General features: G+C 56.3%; 13 protein-coding genes. 9 read left to right on the top strand and 4 right to left on the bottom strand.

What is annotated here, in order from left to right; translation table 11 throughout:
- Positions 1 to 107 precede the first annotated feature (107 nt).
- The 6 genes from FHI25_RS19385 to FHI25_RS19360 all read left to right on the top strand — a co-directional run bounded on the left by FHI25_RS19385 (position 108) and on the right by FHI25_RS19360 (position 7,281).
- The gene (locus tag FHI25_RS19385; RefSeq protein WP_210520584.1) at positions 108 to 572 is read left to right on the top strand and encodes a formate dehydrogenase subunit gamma; all 465 of its coding nucleotides are present in this window, start codon (positions 108 to 110) and stop codon (positions 570 to 572) included.
- Complete coding sequence (locus FHI25_RS19380; protein WP_210520582.1) at positions 569 to 2,125, top strand: NADH-quinone oxidoreductase subunit NuoF; 1,557 nt, start codon at positions 569 to 571, stop codon at positions 2,123 to 2,125. Before FHI25_RS19385 ends, FHI25_RS19380 begins: the two co-directional genes overlap by 4 nt.
- Before the next feature lie 4 nt (positions 2,126 to 2,129).
- Positions 2,130 to 5,009 (top strand): formate dehydrogenase subunit alpha, encoded by a 2,880-nt coding sequence (gene fdhF, locus FHI25_RS19375; RefSeq protein WP_210520580.1) that lies wholly within the window; start codon positions 2,130 to 2,132, stop codon positions 5,007 to 5,009.
- A gap of 92 nt (positions 5,010 to 5,101) precedes the next feature.
- Positions 5,102 to 5,326, top strand: a complete 225-nt coding sequence (locus tag FHI25_RS19370; RefSeq protein ID WP_063090392.1) for a formate dehydrogenase subunit delta — start codon at positions 5,102 to 5,104, stop codon at positions 5,324 to 5,326.
- A complete protein-coding gene (gene fdhD / locus FHI25_RS19365) occupies positions 5,326 to 6,132 on the top strand; it encodes a formate dehydrogenase accessory sulfurtransferase FdhD (protein ID WP_210520578.1) in 807 nt (268 codons plus the stop codon). The genes FHI25_RS19370 and fdhD overlap by 1 nt, the downstream gene beginning before the upstream one ends.
- A gap of 237 nt (positions 6,133 to 6,369) precedes the next feature.
- Entirely contained in the window at positions 6,370 to 7,281 is a 912-nt protein-coding gene (locus tag FHI25_RS19360; protein ID WP_210520576.1) for a dihydrodipicolinate synthase family protein, read from the top strand.
- Positions 7,282 to 7,306: 25 nt separating this feature from the next.
- On the opposite strand, the gene FHI25_RS19355 is transcribed toward FHI25_RS19360, so the two are convergent.
- The gene (locus FHI25_RS19355; RefSeq protein ID WP_008891998.1) at positions 7,307 to 8,017 is read right to left on the bottom strand and encodes a GntR family transcriptional regulator; all 711 of its coding nucleotides are present in this window, start codon (positions 8,015 to 8,017) and stop codon (positions 7,307 to 7,309) included.
- A gap of 227 nt (positions 8,018 to 8,244) precedes the next feature.
- On the opposite strand from FHI25_RS19355, the gene araD reads away from it, so the two are divergent.
- The 3 genes from araD (at position 8,245) to FHI25_RS19340 (ending at position 12,293) form a co-directional block, all read left to right on the top strand.
- The gene (gene araD / locus FHI25_RS19350; RefSeq protein WP_008891999.1) at positions 8,245 to 9,978 is read left to right on the top strand and encodes an L-arabinonate dehydratase; all 1,734 of its coding nucleotides are present in this window, start codon (positions 8,245 to 8,247) and stop codon (positions 9,976 to 9,978) included.
- Positions 9,979 to 9,989: 11 nt separating this feature from the next.
- Entirely contained in the window at positions 9,990 to 10,709 is a 720-nt protein-coding gene (locus FHI25_RS19345) for a ribonuclease activity regulator RraA (protein ID WP_008892000.1), read from the top strand.
- Between the two features lie 69 nt (positions 10,710 to 10,778).
- A complete protein-coding gene (locus tag FHI25_RS19340; RefSeq protein WP_210520575.1) occupies positions 10,779 to 12,293 on the top strand; it encodes an aldehyde dehydrogenase (NADP(+)) in 1,515 nt (504 codons plus the stop codon).
- Positions 12,294 to 12,372: 79 nt separating this feature from the next.
- Here the strand turns inward: FHI25_RS19340 and FHI25_RS19335 are convergent, their stop codons facing one another.
- The 3 genes from FHI25_RS19335 to FHI25_RS19325 are packed head-to-tail and all read right to left on the bottom strand — an operon-like array spanning position 12,373 to position 15,717.
- Positions 12,373 to 13,632, bottom strand: a complete 1,260-nt coding sequence (locus tag FHI25_RS19335) for an ROK family transcriptional regulator (RefSeq protein ID WP_210520573.1) — start codon at positions 13,630 to 13,632, stop codon at positions 12,373 to 12,375.
- Between the two features lie 58 nt (positions 13,633 to 13,690).
- Complete coding sequence (locus FHI25_RS19330; protein ID WP_210520571.1) at positions 13,691 to 14,872, bottom strand: fumarylacetoacetate hydrolase family protein; 1,182 nt, start codon at positions 14,870 to 14,872, stop codon at positions 13,691 to 13,693.
- Positions 14,873 to 14,889: 17 nt separating this feature from the next.
- Complete coding sequence (locus tag FHI25_RS19325; protein WP_008892004.1) at positions 14,890 to 15,717, bottom strand: ATP-binding cassette domain-containing protein; 828 nt, start codon at positions 15,715 to 15,717, stop codon at positions 14,890 to 14,892.
- Between the last annotated feature and the right edge of the window lie 2 nt (positions 15,718 to 15,719).

Below are 15,719 nucleotides of genomic sequence, written 5' to 3'. Positions count from 1 at the left end.
TTTTCGCTATCGCGTAACGGGATGGCTTTATTGAACAGGTCGGGACAATGCCCGACAATGTTCATAATAAACAAGAATTTGATAACATGCTTGAGAGAGAGGCTTGCATGTCGGAAACGACCGAGGACCAGAATGTCCGCGTCGCTGCCATTTGTGATCAACTGATCACTTTGGAAGGACCGTTATTGCCAATTCTGCACGAAGTGCAGGAAGAATTTGGCTATATCCCCGATGGCGCGCTTCAGACAATTGCAAAGAAGCTGAACCTCAGCCGGGCAGAAGTCCACGGGGTGGCAAGCTTCTATCATGACTTCCGCGAAGAAAAGGCCGGCAAGCATGTCATCAAGATCTGTCGGGCCGAAGCCTGTCAAGCGATGGGGGCCGATGCCCTTGGCGATCAAATTCGCCGCCATCTGAAAGTTGACTGGTCGCAAACCACGGCTGATCACAAGATCACGCTGGAACCTGTCTTCTGCCTTGGCCTGTGTGCCTGTGCCCCGGCTGCCATGATTGATGGCAAGGTTGTGGGTCGTGTCAGTGCGGATCGCATTCTTGAAAAGGTGGGCTCATGAGCATCAAGGTTTATGTTCCGCTTGATTCCGGTTCTGTCGCACTTGGTGCTGATGACGTTGCAGCCGCCATTGCCGCCAAGGCATCGCAAACCGGTGCCGACATCAAAGTCGTGCGCAACGGATCGTTTGGCATGTATTGGCTGGAACCGATGGTCGAGGTCGAAACGCCGCGCGGGCGCGTTGCCTATGGCCCGGTTAGCACCGACGATATTGACGCATTGTTTGAGGCCGACTTCCTTACCGGCGGCGATCACAAGCTTTTCCGGGGGCGCACGCAGGATATCCCGTTCCTCAAAAGCCAGTCACGTCTGACCTTCCAGCGTTGCGGTGTCATTGATCCGGTATCGCTTGAAGATTACCGCGCCAATGAAGGCCTGACCGGGCTTGAAAATGCGCTGAAAATGACGGATGAAGAAATCGTCAAGGCCGTTACCGACAGTGGCCTGCGGGGACGTGGTGGTGCCGGTTTCCCGACGGGCATCAAATGGAACACCGTCCGCGAAGCCAAAGGCGATCAGAAATACATTGTCTGTAACGCCGATGAAGGCGACAGCGGCACCTTTGCCGATCGCATGATCATGGAAGGCGAACCGTTCGTTCTGATAGAAGGCATGATCATTGCCGGTCTCGCAACTGGCGCGACCAAGGGCTATGTCTATACCCGTTCAGAATATCCGACTGCGATTGACGTCATGAACGAGGCGATCAAGGTCGCCCGTGCCGCCGGTGTTCTGGGCGATAACATCCTTGGATCCGGCAAGGCTTTTGATATGGAAGTCCGCATGGGTGCTGGCGCCTACGTCTGTGGCGAAGAAACATCGCTTCTCAACAGCATGGAAGGCAAGCGCGGTGTTGTCCGTGCCAAGCCACCATTGCCCGCCCTTGAAGGCTTCCTTGGTCGACCGACTGTCGTCAATAACGTGATTTCGCTGTGCTCTGTGCCGGTCATTCTGGAAAAGGGTGCGGAATATTATCGCGATTACGGCATGGGCCGGTCACGCGGCACCATACCGATCCAGATTGCCGGAAACGTCAAACATGGCGGGCTTTATGAAGTTGGCTTTGGTCTGACCCTTGGTGAGATCGTTGAACAGATCGGCGGTGGGACAGCCACGGGGCGTCCGGTCAAGGCAGTTCAGGTCGGTGGTCCGTTGGGCGCTTATTTCCCCAAGGAACTGTTTGACACGCCGTTTGACTACGAAGAATTCGCCAAGCGTGACGGCCTGATAGGCCATGCCGGTGTTGTCGTGTTTGATGACACGGTCGACATGATGAAGCAGGCCCGCTTTGCCATGGAATTCTGTGCAATTGAATCATGCGGCAAATGTACACCATGCCGCATCGGTTCAATCCGTGGCACCGAAGTCGTCGACAAGCTTGAACGTGGTGAACAGCCTGAATTGCAGATCGAACTGCTGCGTGATCTGTGTGAGACCATGAAGTTCGGATCACTGTGCGCACTGGGCGGCTTTACCCCGTACCCGGTTCTCAGCGCACTGACCCATTTCCCTGATGACTTCAAGCCACGCGCGCTTGATGTAGCTGCGGAGTGAAACGATGTCCTTGATCAAAGAAGTTGACTACGGAACCCCCGCCAAGAAGTCCGAAAAGACGGTAACCCTGACCATTGATGGCAAGGACATTACCGTGCCCGAAGGCACCTCTGTCATGCGGGCCTCGATGGAGGCAGGCATTCAGGTCCCGAAACTCTGCGCAACCGACATGGTTGATGCGTTCGGGTCGTGCCGCCTGTGTCTGGTTGAGGTCGAAGGCCGCAACGGCACCCCGGCATCCTGCACGACGCCTGCGGCAGACGGCATGGTGGTTCATACCCAGACCGAACGGCTTAAGAAAATCCGCAAAGGCGTGATGGAGCTTTATATCTCTGACCATCCGCTCGATTGCCTGACCTGTGCCGCCAATGGCGATTGCGAATTGCAAGACATGGCAGGTGCGGTTGGCCTGCGCGACGTGCGGTATGGCTATGAGGGTGAAAACCACGTTCAGGTTCGCCAGAACGGTGAAGAAAACCCGCGCTATATGGCCAAGGATGAAACTAACCCGTATTTCACCTATGACCCGTCGAAATGCATTGTCTGTTCGCGCTGTGTGCGGGCCTGCGAAGAAGTGCAGGGCACCTTTGCGCTGACCATCGAAGGTCGTGGCTTTGAATCCCGCGTCTCGCCGGGCATGCATGAAAACTTCCTCGATTCCGAATGCGTATCGTGCGGTGCCTGCGTTCAGGCCTGCCCGACCGCAACGCTTCAGGAAAAATCGGTCATTGAAATCGGCCAGCCGGAACACTCAGTCGTCACCACCTGTGCTTATTGCGGGGTGGGCTGCTCGTTCAAGGCGGAAATGCGCGGCGAAGAACTTGTCCGCATGGTCCCCTATAAGGATGGCAAGGCCAACCGCGGTCATTCCTGTGTGAAGGGCCGGTTTGCCTATGGCTATGCCAATCACAAGGACCGCATCCTCAACCCGATGATCCGCGAAAGCGTTGATGAACCCTGGCAGGAAGTCAGCTGGGAAGAAGCGCTTCGCTTTACCGCCGACAAGTTCAAGGGCATTCAGGCCAAATATGGCAAGGGTGCGCTGGGCGGGATTACCTCGTCTCGTTGCACGAACGAGGAAACCTTCCTTGTTCAAAAACTGATCCGTGCCGGGTTTGGCAATAACAACGTCGATACCTGCGCACGTGTTTGCCACTCGCCGACGGGTTATGGCCTTAAAACCACGTTTGGGACCTCGGCCGGGACGCAGGATTTTGATTCTGTCGAGCATACCGATGTTGTCATCCTGATCGGGGCCAACCCGACTGATGGCCATCCTGTATTTGCCTCGCGCCTGAAAAAGCGCCTGCGTCAGGGCGCGAAACTGATCGTGATCGATCCGCGCCGGATTGATCTTGTCCGTTCGCCGCATATCGAGGCCGTCGCCCATATCCCGCTGCGTCCGGGGACCAACGTTGCGGTTTTGACATCGCTTGCCCATGTCATCGTAACCGAAGGCCTGTTTGACGAAGCGTTCGTGCGTGAACGGTGCGACTGGGATGAATTCCAGGATTGGGCAGCCTTTGTTTCCGATCCGAAACACAGCCCCGAAGCCATCGCCGACATGATCGGTGTTGACGCGGAAACGATGCGCAAGGCCGCACGCACCTTTGCCACCGGCGGCAATGGTGCGATCTATTACGGTCTGGGTGTCACCGAACACAGCCAGGGTTCAACCACTGTGATGGCGATTGCCAACCTTGCCATGGCGACCGGCAATATCGGTCGCCCGGGTGTGGGGGTGAACCCGCTGCGTGGCCAGAACAACGTGCAGGGATCGTGCGATATGGGATCGTTCCCGCACGAACTGCCGGGCTATCGCCATATTCAGGACAGTGCCACCCGCGATATTTTCGAAGATATCTGGGGTGTGAAACTTGATGACGAACCGGGCCTTCGTATCCCCAACATGCTCGATGCGGCTGTCGAAGGCACGTTCAAGGGCATCTATATTCAGGGCGAAGATATCCTTCAGTCAGATCCGGATACCAAACATGTGGCAGCCGGTCTGGCGGCAATGGAATGTGTGGTCGTCCATGACCTGTTCCTCAATGAAACCGCGAACTACGCGCATGTGTTCCTGCCAGGCTCCACCTTCCTTGAAAAGGACGGAACCTTCACCAACGCCGAACGCCGTATTAACCGCGTGCGCAAGGTGATGACACCGCTGAACGGCTTTGCCGATTGGGAAGTCACCCAGAACCTGGCCCGTGCGATGGGTCTTGACTGGAACTACACCCATCCGTCGCAGGTTATGGACGAAATTGCCAAGACCACACCAAGCTTTGCCAAAGTCAGCTATGACCTGCTGGAAGAAAAGGGCTCGGTTCAGTGGCCGTGTAATGACAAGGCGCCCGAAGGGACCCCGGTCATGCATATCGATGGCTTTGTTCGTGGCAAGGGCAAGTTTGTTGTCACCGAATACGTCGCAACCGATGAACGTACCGGTCCGCGCTTCCCGCTTCTGCTGACGACGGGACGAATTCTCAGTCAGTATAATGTCGGTGCACAGACCAGGCGTACGGAAAACACGACCTGGCACAAAGAAGACTTGCTGGAAATCCATCCGCACGATGCCGAACAGCGTGGCATTCGTGAAGGCGACTGGATCCGTCTGGCATCCCGGTCGGGCGAAACATCCCTTCGTGCCACCATTACCGACCGTGTCGCACCGGGTGTGGTTTACACAACCTTCCACCATCCGGGCACACAGGCCAACGTGATCACCACCGACTATACCGACTGGGCGACAAACTGCCCGGAATACAAGGTTACTGCGGTTCAGGTTTCGTCCTCCAATGGCCCGACCGAATGGCAGGTCGAATATGATCGTCAGGCCGAACAGTCACGCCGGATCAAACCGCGTGTTGATGCCGCCGAATAGGATAACGCGCCAGACATTGTGCTATACTCCCTTGGCATGATGTCTGGCTCTCCTGCTTGAATACAAAGTTTACAGTCAAAGAGTGAACCGCAATGGCACCCGACAAACTTGTCTATATGGCCAATCAGATCGCAACCTTCTTCAAATCCCAGCCCGAGGGCGAGGGCGTTGATGGTGTTGCCAACCATATCAGCGATTTCTGGGAACCGCGCATGCGCAAGCAGCTGTTTGATATGATCGCCGAAGGCAAGGCCGACTTCCATCCTTTGGTGATCAAGGCCGCGCCGAAAATCCGGAAGGTCAAGGAAACCGCATGATGGCTAAGCCATCGGAAAATCGCATTCTGGACGGGCGCGACGTCGATCTCGCGCGTGCCGTCTCGGGCGATGATGTCAATGATGACGCACCGATCATGTTGCAGCCGGAAGTCCCGGCTGCTTTGACGTTCAATGGGCATTCCTATGCGGTGATGATGGTGTCGCCGCATGATCTTGAAGATTTCATGGTCGGCTTTGCTCTGTCCGAAGGCATTGCCGATGACGTTTCCCAGATCACGCTCCGTGACGTGCGCAAGACCCTGCAGGGATATGTGATCGAGGCTGACCTGCATGAAGATGTCTTTGATCGTCTTGCCGATCGTCAACGGACACTCGAAGGTCGATCAGGTTGTGGCTTGTGTGGTGTGCAATCGCTTGAAGCCGTCGCCATGGACAAGATCGGGACGGTCACACCATCCAACATGACGCAGGATATCGTCTTGCGTGCGATTGACGCACTTCCGGAATATCAGACCCGCAATCGCGAAGGCGGTGGGTTGCTACATGCCAGCGCCTTTGTCGATGGTAGCGGTAACATCGTTCTGGTCCGCGAAGATATCGGACGCCACAACGCGCTTGATAAGGTGCTTGGTGCGGTGGCCCGACAGGGGATTGATCCGACCGGCGGGTTCATTCTGATGACCAGCCGCTGTTCCTATGAAATTGTCACCAAGACCGTGCAATTCGGAGTGGGCGGGCTTGTAACCCTTTCGGGCCCGACATTGACGGCGGTGAACCTTGCGCGCAAGGCCGGTTTGACCATGATCTGTCGCGAACGGTATGGTCTGTTTCGCCGCTTTGCCTGACCTGTAAACAGCTTTTCCCAACTTGTAACTTTCTGATGATCACCTGTTTGCAACACAGGTGTAATAGTACACGTCTGCCTGAACCACGCTTTCCGGCGTCTTGAACGCATAATTGGAATTGCCATATCCCTGTATACTTGTTATTCAAGATGTAATTAAATATTACAAGGTGGTCTCGCCAGTCAGCCGGATATTTGATCTGCGGCACGCGGGCCACGGCACGGGGATAAAGAAACCATGGCACTTTCAAAAACTGAATTGCGCGCCGTTTTGTCGGGGATTTCGGGCATTCTTGTCACGCCCTATGACGACAATGGCGATGTCGCGCCCAAGAAGCTCGTGCCGGTGATTGATCGTGCGCTGGCAGCGGGGGTTCATTTTCCGGTTGTGAATGGCAATACCGGCGAATTTTATGCCCTGACCACCGACGAGGCGATCACGATGGCGAAGTCGGTCGCTGAAATGCTGGATGGTCGTGCCCCGATGCTGGCCGGGATTGGTCGCGGTCTGCGTGATGCCTGTGCACTTGCCAAGGCATCGGCAGAGGCCGGGGCGGAGGCATTGATGATCCATCAGCCGCCAGATCCGTTTGTCGCACCGCGCGGAGTTGTTGACTACATCAAACGGATTGCCGATGCGTCCGGTGGTTTGCCGATGATGCTGTATCTGCGTAACGACGCCATTGGTACCAAGGCCATTACGGAACTGTGTGCGGTCGAAGGTGTTGCTGGCGTGAAATGGGCAACGCCAAACCCGATGAAGCTGGCCGAGGCAATCCATGCCTGTGATCCGGATATCGTCTGGGTGGGTGGCCTTGCTGAAACATGGGCGCCGGCATTTTATGCTGTTGGCGCACGTGGATTTACATCTGGCCTGATCAATGTCTGGCCGGAACGCTCCATGGCCATTCACGGCGCCCTTGAGGCCAGCGACTATGCCAAGGCCCGCCAGTTGATTGCCGAAATGAAGGCCTTTGAAGAAGTCCGGGCCGAGGAAATGAATGGCACCAACGTGACCGGTGTGAAGGCAGCGCTCAAATTACTGGGTGACAATTGCGGGGCTACACGCCCGCCATCAGCCTGGCCGCTGACTGAGGCCCAGCAGGAAAAGCTTTCAAGCTTTATGAAAGGAAACGGCCTGATCGGTTAGGTCGCCTGGGGGTAACTGTGCCGTCCTAGAAGAAGGACGGATGGCGTTCGCGGATGGCATCGACGGTGGCAAGGGTCCCCATCAGATGTTCGCGAACGACCTCGCAGGCGGTGTCGGCGTCGCCCTTGTCAATCGCAGCCAGAATGCGCGCATGACAATCAAGGATGGATGCCGATTTTCCTGGGTCGGGCAGGTTGAGCTTGCGAAGGCGGTCAATGTGACCCGACCTGGCTTCAACCACGCCATAGAGTTGGGCAACACCGGCAGCCTCATAGAGCGCGTAATGGAAATCGCGATCAAGCTTGCCAAAGGTATCTAGATCGTTTGCGGCACTGACCGCATTTTGCTGAGCAAGGATGGAGTGCGCTTTGACAGTCAGGGCAGGGTCTTTGGCATTGGCGAGACGGCGGGTGACCTCCAGCTCGACCGACAGACGCAGGAACTGGGTTTCCAGGGCTTGCTCGACATCAATGCGCGAAACCTCGGTCTTGGATTGCGGGAAGGTATCAACAAGGCCTTCTTCTTCAAGCTTAAGCAACGCATCACGTACTGGCGTCTGGCTGACCCCGTATTCTTCGGCGATTTCGGCCCGCGACAGGTATTGGCCCGGCGCAAGTTCCAGATCGATGATGCGCTTGCGCAAAGAATCATGGAGCTGCGTACTTGCCGAGCCACGTTTGAGTTTGGGCAGGCGCTTTTTGGCGATCGGTGCGTCTTTCAACAGGTTTTCGACCATGATGTTCCCGCAATTCATTTCTGGTCACACAATTTGTATACAGGCGTCTTGCCCGACATGCACTAATATATTACTATATCAAACAGACAAAAGTGAATATCTTTCTGTGCCTGTCAGCGGCGGCGGAAATCCTCAGGCCACGGCGTTTGTGTCCAAGACCGGAGACCGCATTTCTGAGTACCGCCCGTTGCAAGCATGGTCGCGTTTTACATTCCGAGGATAAGACAATGAGTAAGAAACAGCCTCAGGACCTGAGATCGGCACGCTGGTTCGCCCCCGACGATCTGCGGACATTTGGCCATCGATCACGGATGATGCAGCTTGGCTATTCCGAAGACGATTTTCGTGACAAGCCAATCATCGGTGTCCTGAATACCTGGTCGGAACTCAATACCTGTCATTCGCATTTCCGCGAACGTGTTGTTGATGTGAAACGCGGTGTTGCGCAGGCTGGTGGCTTTGCCGTCGAACTGCCGTCGCTCTCAGTTGATGAAAGCTTTACCAAGCCGACCTCGATGCTTTACCGCAACCTGCTTGCCATGGAGACCGAGGAAATGATCCGGTCCCACCCGCTGGATGGTGTGGTCTTGATGGGCGGCTGTGACAAGACCACACCTGGTCTGGTGATGGGTGCGATTTCGGCCGGTGTGCCGATGATCTATCTGCCTGCCGGGCCGATGTTGCGTGGTAACTACGCCGGTAAAATCCTTGGGTCGGGCTCTGATGCCTGGAAATATTGGGATGAACGCCGCGCGGGTAACATCAGCGACGAAGAATGGCTGGGTATTCAGGGCGGGATTGCCCGTTCGGCCGGGACCTGTATGACCATGGGAACCGCATCGACCATGACGGCGATTGCCGACTCAATGGGGCTGACGCTTCCCGGTGCCTCTTCGATCCCGGCGGTCGATAGCGGCCATCAACGCATGTCGGCCGATTGCGGACGCCGGATTGTTGAGATGGTCTGGGAAGACCTGACACCCGATCAGATCATCACCGATGCATCCTGCCGAAATGCGGCCATCGTTGCCATGGCAACCGGTTGTTCTACTAATGCCGTGGTGCATCTGATCGCAATGGCCAAACGTGCCGGTGTGGGGCTTAAGCTTGAAGATCTGGATGAGCTTGGCCGCACCACGCCGCTGATTGCCAATGTCCGGCCATCGGGCAAGGATTACCTGATGGAGGACTTCTTCTATGCCGGGGGCTTGCGCGCCCTGATGAAACAGATGGAAGATCGTCTGGATACCAGTTGCATGACGGTGACCGGCAAGACCCTTGGTGAAAACCTTGAAGGCGCGGTGGTCTATAATGACGATGTCATACGCCCGCTTGATAATCCGGTCTACAAGGAAGGCTCGCTTGCCGTGCTTAAGGGCAATCTGTGCCCGAACGGTGCGGTGATCAAGCCGGCTGCATGCGATCCGAAATACCATGTGCATGAAGGTCCGGCACTGGTGTTTGACAGCTATCCGGAAATGAAAAAGGCCGTTGATGACGAGAACCTTGATATCACGCCGGATCATGTGATGGTTCTGCGCAATGCCGGTCCGCAAGGCGGCCCCGGCTTCCCGGAATGGGGCATGCTGCCAATCCCCAAGGCGCTGATCAAACAGGGCCATCGTGACATGCTGCGGATTTCCGATGCCCGCATGTCGGGCACCTCTTACGGCGCGTGTGTTCTGCATGTCAGCCCGGAAAGCTATATCGGCGGGCCACTCGCCCTTCTGAAAAATGGTGATACGGTCCGCCTTGATCTGCCAAATCGCTCGCTTGATATGCTTGTCCCCGAAGAAGAGCTTGAAGCGCGGCGCAAGGCCCTGACACCGCCGGAACCGCGTTTCGAACGTGGGTATGGCTACATGTTCTCGCGCCATGTGACCCAGGCCGATCAGGGCTGCGATTTTGACTTTCTTGAAACCGATTTCGGCAAAACTGCCGGCGAACCTGACATTTTCTAAGGACACCGACCATGACGGAATATGTATTGTCTGATGCCACGCGCGAAAAGCTGATGCGCACCTCGACGGCGTCTGTTGCCACCCAGCTTTACAAGCGGGGCCTGCGCAACCAGTTCATTCAGGGTGTCCGACCGGTGGCGCCGAAAAAGAAGAACATGGTCGGGCAGGCCTTTACGCTGCGCTATATCCCTGCACGCGAAGACCGCAACCCGATCGAGGTGTTCCGCAACGAAGACCATCCGCAACGTGTTGCGATTGAAACCTGCCCGCCGGGCCATGTTCTGGTGATGGATGGTCGCAAGGATGCGTCTGCGGCATCGGCCGGGTCGATCCTTGTCACCCGTTTGGCTGTACGCGGTGGTGCCGGGATCGTCTCAGATGCCGGTTTCCGCGATGCCGAGGGGATCGGTGAGCTTGACATGCCAGCCTATTGTGCCGGTCCGTCAGCGCCGACCAACCTGACCAAGCACGAAGCGCTTGATATCAACGTTCCGATCGCGTGCGGCGATGTTGCCGTCTTCCCGGGTGATGTTCTTGTTGGCGATACGGACGGGGTCATGGTGATCCCCGCACATCTGGCAGACGAGATCGCTGATGCCTGTGCAGGCATGGAAAGTTACGAGGCCTTTGTGATCGAACAAGTGGCCAATGGGGCGTCAATTATCGGACTTTATCCCTGCACCAAAGAAGAGAATCAGAAAAAGTATGAGGAATGGCTGGCAAGTCAGTAAAATCGCGGTTACGTTGACCTTCATGTAATCAATTTACCCCTATCCACGCATTCCAGAGGATCGATTGAAATGTCTTATACCCTGACAGGAAAACATCTGATTGCCGGTGAATGGGTCGCTGGCGAGACGACCTTCCAGTCCGAGCCGGCCCACGGCCCGGCCAACACCTTCCCGGTCGGCACGCCCGCACTGGTTGATCAGGCCGCAAAGGCCGCCGAAGAAGCCTTTTGGACTTACGGCTATTCAACCCGCGAAGAGCGCGCGAAATTCATCAACACCATTGCCGATGAAATCGACGCGCGTGGCGATGAAATCACCGAAATCGGTACCCAGGAAACCGGCCTGCCCGAAGCACGCCTTCAGGGTGAACGCGGCCGTACCGTCGGTCAGCTTCGCTTGTTTGCCAGCCACATCCTTGATGGCGAATATCTGGACCGTCGTTATGACGAAGCTCTTCCGGATCGTGCACCGCTGCCGCGTCCTGACCTGCGCTTGATGCAGCGTCCGATCGGTCCGGTTGCGGTATTTGGTGCGTCCAACTTCCCGCTGGCCTTCTCGGTCGCGGGTGGTGATACCGCATCGGCACTGGCAGCTGGTTGCCCGGTCGTGGTCAAGGGCCACTCGGCCCATCCTGGTACCGGTGAAATCGTTGCCCAGGCGATTGATGCCGCGATCAAGAAGTGTGGTGTTCACCCGGGTGTATTCAGCCTGATCCAGGGTGGCAAACGTGACGTTGGCCAAAGCCTGGTACAGCATCCGCTGATCAAGGCGGTTGGCTTTACCGGATCGCTTGGCGGTGGCCGTGCGCTTTATGATCTGTGTGCTGCCCGTCCGGAACCGATCCCGTTCTTTGGCGAACTTGGTTCTGTCAACCCGATGTTCCTGCTGCCGGCTGCTGTCAAGGCACGCGGTGCGGAAATCGGCAAAGGCTGGGCAGGATCGCTGACCATGGGTGCCGGCCAGTTCTGCACCAATCCGGGGATCGCGGTTGTGATCGAAGGTCCGGATGCGGATGCATTCGTTGCCGCCGCCAAGGAAGGCCTTTCGGGTGTCGGTCCGCAAACCATGCTGACCGATGGCATGGCAGAAACCTATCGCGCCGGTGCCAAGCGTGTGGCTGCGACTTCGGGTGTCAAAGAAGTTCTGACCACGTCTTGTGATCTGCGCAATGCGACGCCGTATCTGTTTGAGACCACCGGTGAAAACTGGCTTGCCAACCATGAACTTGGCGAAGAAGTCTTTGGTCCGCTCGGCCTTGTCGTTCGCGTCAAGGACGTTGCCGAAATGCGCAAGATTGCCAAATCGCTTGAAGGTCAGCTGACCTGCACGCTGCATCTTGATGCAGGCGATGCGGCGGATGCCCGTTCGCTTCTGCCGATCCTTGAACATAAGGCTGGCCGCGTTCTGGCCAACGGCTTCCCGACCGGTGTGGAAGTATCCGACACCATGGTGCATGGCGGACCATATCCGGCATCGACCAACTTCGGGGCAACCTCTGTCGGGACCATGGCGATCCGTCGCTTCCTGCGTCCGGTTTGCTATCAGAACATCCCGACCGATGTTCTGCCGAAAGACATCGTCTAAGCGATATCTCTTCGCGACAGCTTTGCTGAAAAGAAAAAGCCGCCCAAAATGGGCGGCTTTTTTGTTAGTCGCGGATTTGTTAGTCCCGGACCGTTGCGGTGGCCTGAAACATGTTTTCGTCATGCCTGAGCAGGCTTTGACCAATCGCCCCTTGAAGGGCCAGATCCTTGTCCCACGGAAGATAGGTGATGGTTGGATTTCGGCTGAGTTCCGGCACCTGTGCCTCGTCCAGACCGCGCCTGAGTTCCGGTTCCATCATGTCGAATGCCCGGGCACCCGATCCGGTAATGAAAATCTGTTTGGGGCCCAGCAGGGCAATCAGGTTGGCAATGCCATATCCCAATACCTTGCCGGCATGGCGGAAAAGTTCGGCAAGACCGGTATCGCCGCGGCGGGCACGGGCCACCAGATCCATCATCTGGTCTTCGCTGGGGTGCAGGTTGTTGGTATCGGGCAGGTCAATCACACCGCGTGCATCACGCAGAATGGCATAGTCCCCGATATAGGCTTCAAGACACCCACGTCGACCGCAGTTGCACAGCGGCCCATCGGGTTGGTATTTGGTGTGACCAAACTCCGCAGCAGTGCCGAAATCACCGTTATAGACCTTACCATTCAAAACCAGTCCCATACCGATCCCGTAGCCCAGCATGATCACGGCAAAGTCGCCGTCATTATGCAGGTTGGTGTTTTGCGAGATCGCCGTTGCGATGCAGTTTGCATCGTTCGACATCTGAACAGCGCTGCCATATCGCTCGCTGAGTGATTTGACCAAGGGAATATGGCGATGACGCAAGGCGGGCGACCAGATGATCTCGCCGCTGTTGCTATCAGTCACCCCTTGAATGGCGATGCTGATGCCCGCGGGCGGATGGATGCAGAAATCGCGATTGCGTTCGAGAAACCGGTCAATCAACGCAATCAGGGTTCTGGTCAACTCGTCCGCGCCAAGATCGCGGGTATTGATGCAGTGTTCTATGCTGCGTTCAATTTCACCCTTGAAATTGCCCAGCGCAATTTCGATCAGATTGATGGTGATTTTGACCCCGATGACGCAGGCCGCATTCGGCACCAGATCCAGCAATACCTTGGGACGGCCACGCGTGGTGCCGTTCCCATTGCTGTTGCCGTTTGCGGTGCCGTTATTGTTGCTGCCTTCGCTTTCCTTTACCAAACCCTGCGCCATCAAGTCGGCGGTTAGCGACGTGACAGTCGCAGGGCTTAGTCCGGTTGCCGTACCGATATCAATGCGCGCAGCAGGGCCATGCATGCGCAAATAGCGCAAGATCGCCGTCTGGGAGGGCTGGCGCGGTGTTTCGCTTTCTGTACGGCGCATCATGTGGTTGATCAGTATCCTTGTTAACATGCCCGTTCGGGCAATTTATATGTGCCAGCGCTCAGAGCAATCCGCGACGCGCAAGGTTGTTCATCAACGCGCTGATCCCGAACGTCCAGGGTTTAATGGCATCTGATCGGTCGACCTGATTAACCAGTTTGCCAAGGCTTGGTGTCGAGATGCTGACAAGGTCGCCCATTTCATGGGTAAAGCCCTTGCCGGCACCACCCCGGTCATCGGTCGGGGCAAACATCGTTCCCAGAAACAGCATAATGCCGTCCGGATATTGGTGATGTTTGCCGATCGCCTGTGAAACAAGGCTTTCGGGTGTGCGGCTGATCTGGCTCATGGAGCTGACCGCATCGAGGTGATATCCCTCGGGTCCATCGACGGCCATGGCGATATCTGCCGATTTGACGGTTTCCAGCGTAAACTTGCCGTCAAACAGGCGGATGAACGGGCCAATGGCGCAGGATGCGTTATTGTCCTTTGCCTTGCCCAGCAACAGGGCGGAACGCCCTTCGACATCACGCAGGTTGACGTCATTGCCAAGTGTCGCACCAACGATCTTGCCCTTTGATGTTACGGTCAGAACCACTTCCGGTTCCGGGTTGTTCCAGGTTGAAATCGGGTGCAGGCCGACATGCGCGCCATGCCCGACAGCCGACATGACCGGCGCCTTGGTAAAGATTTCCGCATCCGGACCGATGCCGACTTCAAGATATTGCGACCACGCGCCTTTTTCGAGCAGCACGGTCTTGATATCGGCGGCCTTTTGCGAACCCGGTTCGATCTGTGAGAGGTCATCACCGATAATGCCGGTGATCTCGGTGCGGATCTGATCGGCTTTGCTTGAATCACCGCGCGCCTGTTCCTCGATCACGCGTTCAAGAAGGCTTGCAACAAAGGTCACGCCGCTTGCCTTGATCGCCTGCAGATCATTGGGGGACAGAAGATGCGGGGTGTTTTCATCGGCCCCCGGACGGGACTGGTCAAGAATATCACTGAGTGTGGCGACAGTCGGGAAGCTTGCCGGATTTGAAAGCTTTGCCAGAACGTCATCAAGTTCAAGGATTTCGCTGACGGTCGGTGCGACACTGCTGATATCGCGCAGCGTTTCACCATCAAGAAGCACCGGTGTCGGTCCGGAAACGCGCGGGTCCCAGATGCGCCCGATCAGGACGGCATTACTTGCGTCATCGGGCAGGATGTTTTGGGCGTTGATGGGGAAGCCTGTGGTCATCTCGGTGTCTCGCTTGTTTATCTGTGGGTGGTGCCATTCGCGGCACCCGTTGCATTGGTTGCGCCGGGGCCAGCCAGATGCAGAAGGTGCTCGGGCATTTTGCCCAGAATGATCATCCCAAGTACGTCGTCATGTGTGACATCTTCGGTTCTAACGCTGCCAACCAGTTTTCCGTTCTTCATGACATGCAACCGGTCAGAAAGGTCAAACACATCATGAAGATCGTGGCTAATCAACAAAATACCCAAACCGTCGCGCTTTAATTGGTCAATCAGTTCCCCGACCATCTTTGTTTCATGAACGCCAAGGGCCGCACAGGGTTCATCCATGATCAGCACGCGTGCTTCAAACAACAAGGCACGTGCAATCGCGACCGACTGGCGCTGCCCGCCCGAAAGGGCAGACACGGGGGAGGTGAACTTTTTGAAGTTCGGGTTCAGGCGATGAAGAACTTCACGCGCCTTGTGTTCCATGGCGGCATCATCAAGAAACCCGAACTTGTCGGTGATTTCACGTCCCAGAAACAGGTTCTGGGCGGCATCAAGATTGTCGGCAAGTGCCAGGTTCTGATAGATCGTTTCGATGTTGTTGTCGCGTGCGTCACGCGCGTTCTCGATCTTGGCTTCCTTGCCATCCACAATGATCTGGCCGCTATCGGCCTGATAGGCACCGGACAAAATTTTGATCAGCGTTGATTTGCCTGCACCGTTATGGCCCAGAACGCCAACCACTTCGCCAGGATATAGATCAATGGATACGCCATCAACAGCCTTCACCCCGCCAAAGCTGATATGGATATCTTGCATTTCGACCAGCGGATCTTTGGTCATGTTTGGATCAGTCATCA

The sequence above is a fragment of the Thalassospira sp. ER-Se-21-Dark genome (assembly GCF_017922435.1).
GTDB lineage: Bacteria > Pseudomonadota > Alphaproteobacteria > Rhodospirillales > Thalassospiraceae > Thalassospira.
This window is presented reverse-complemented; position numbering and strand designations above follow the sequence as displayed.

Coding starts and splice junctions, on each gene's coding strand:
- FHI25_RS19385 (WP_210520584.1), top strand. CDS start 108: ATGTCGGAAACGACCGAGGACCAGAATGTCCGCGTCGCTGCCATTTGT.
- FHI25_RS19380 (WP_210520582.1), top strand. CDS start 569: ATGAGCATCAAGGTTTATGTTCCGCTTGATTCCGGTTCTGTCGCACTT.
- fdhF (WP_210520580.1), top strand. CDS start 2,130: ATGTCCTTGATCAAAGAAGTTGACTACGGAACCCCCGCCAAGAAGTCC.
- FHI25_RS19370 (WP_063090392.1), top strand. CDS start 5,102: ATGGCACCCGACAAACTTGTCTATATGGCCAATCAGATCGCAACCTTC.
- fdhD (WP_210520578.1), top strand. CDS start 5,326: ATGGCTAAGCCATCGGAAAATCGCATTCTGGACGGGCGCGACGTCGAT.
- FHI25_RS19360 (WP_210520576.1), top strand. CDS start 6,370: ATGGCACTTTCAAAAACTGAATTGCGCGCCGTTTTGTCGGGGATTTCG.
- FHI25_RS19355 (WP_008891998.1), bottom strand. CDS start 8,017: ATGGTCGAAAACCTGTTGAAAGACGCACCGATCGCCAAAAAGCGCCTG.
- araD (WP_008891999.1), top strand. CDS start 8,245: ATGAGTAAGAAACAGCCTCAGGACCTGAGATCGGCACGCTGGTTCGCC.
- FHI25_RS19345 (WP_008892000.1), top strand. CDS start 9,990: ATGACGGAATATGTATTGTCTGATGCCACGCGCGAAAAGCTGATGCGC.
- FHI25_RS19340 (WP_210520575.1), top strand. CDS start 10,779: ATGTCTTATACCCTGACAGGAAAACATCTGATTGCCGGTGAATGGGTC.
- FHI25_RS19335 (WP_210520573.1), bottom strand. CDS start 13,632: ATGATGCGCCGTACAGAAAGCGAAACACCGCGCCAGCCCTCCCAGACG.
- FHI25_RS19330 (WP_210520571.1), bottom strand. CDS start 14,872: ATGACCACAGGCTTCCCCATCAACGCCCAAAACATCCTGCCCGATGAC.
- FHI25_RS19325 (WP_008892004.1), bottom strand. CDS start 15,717: ATGACTGATCCAAACATGACCAAAGATCCGCTGGTCGAAATGCAAGAT.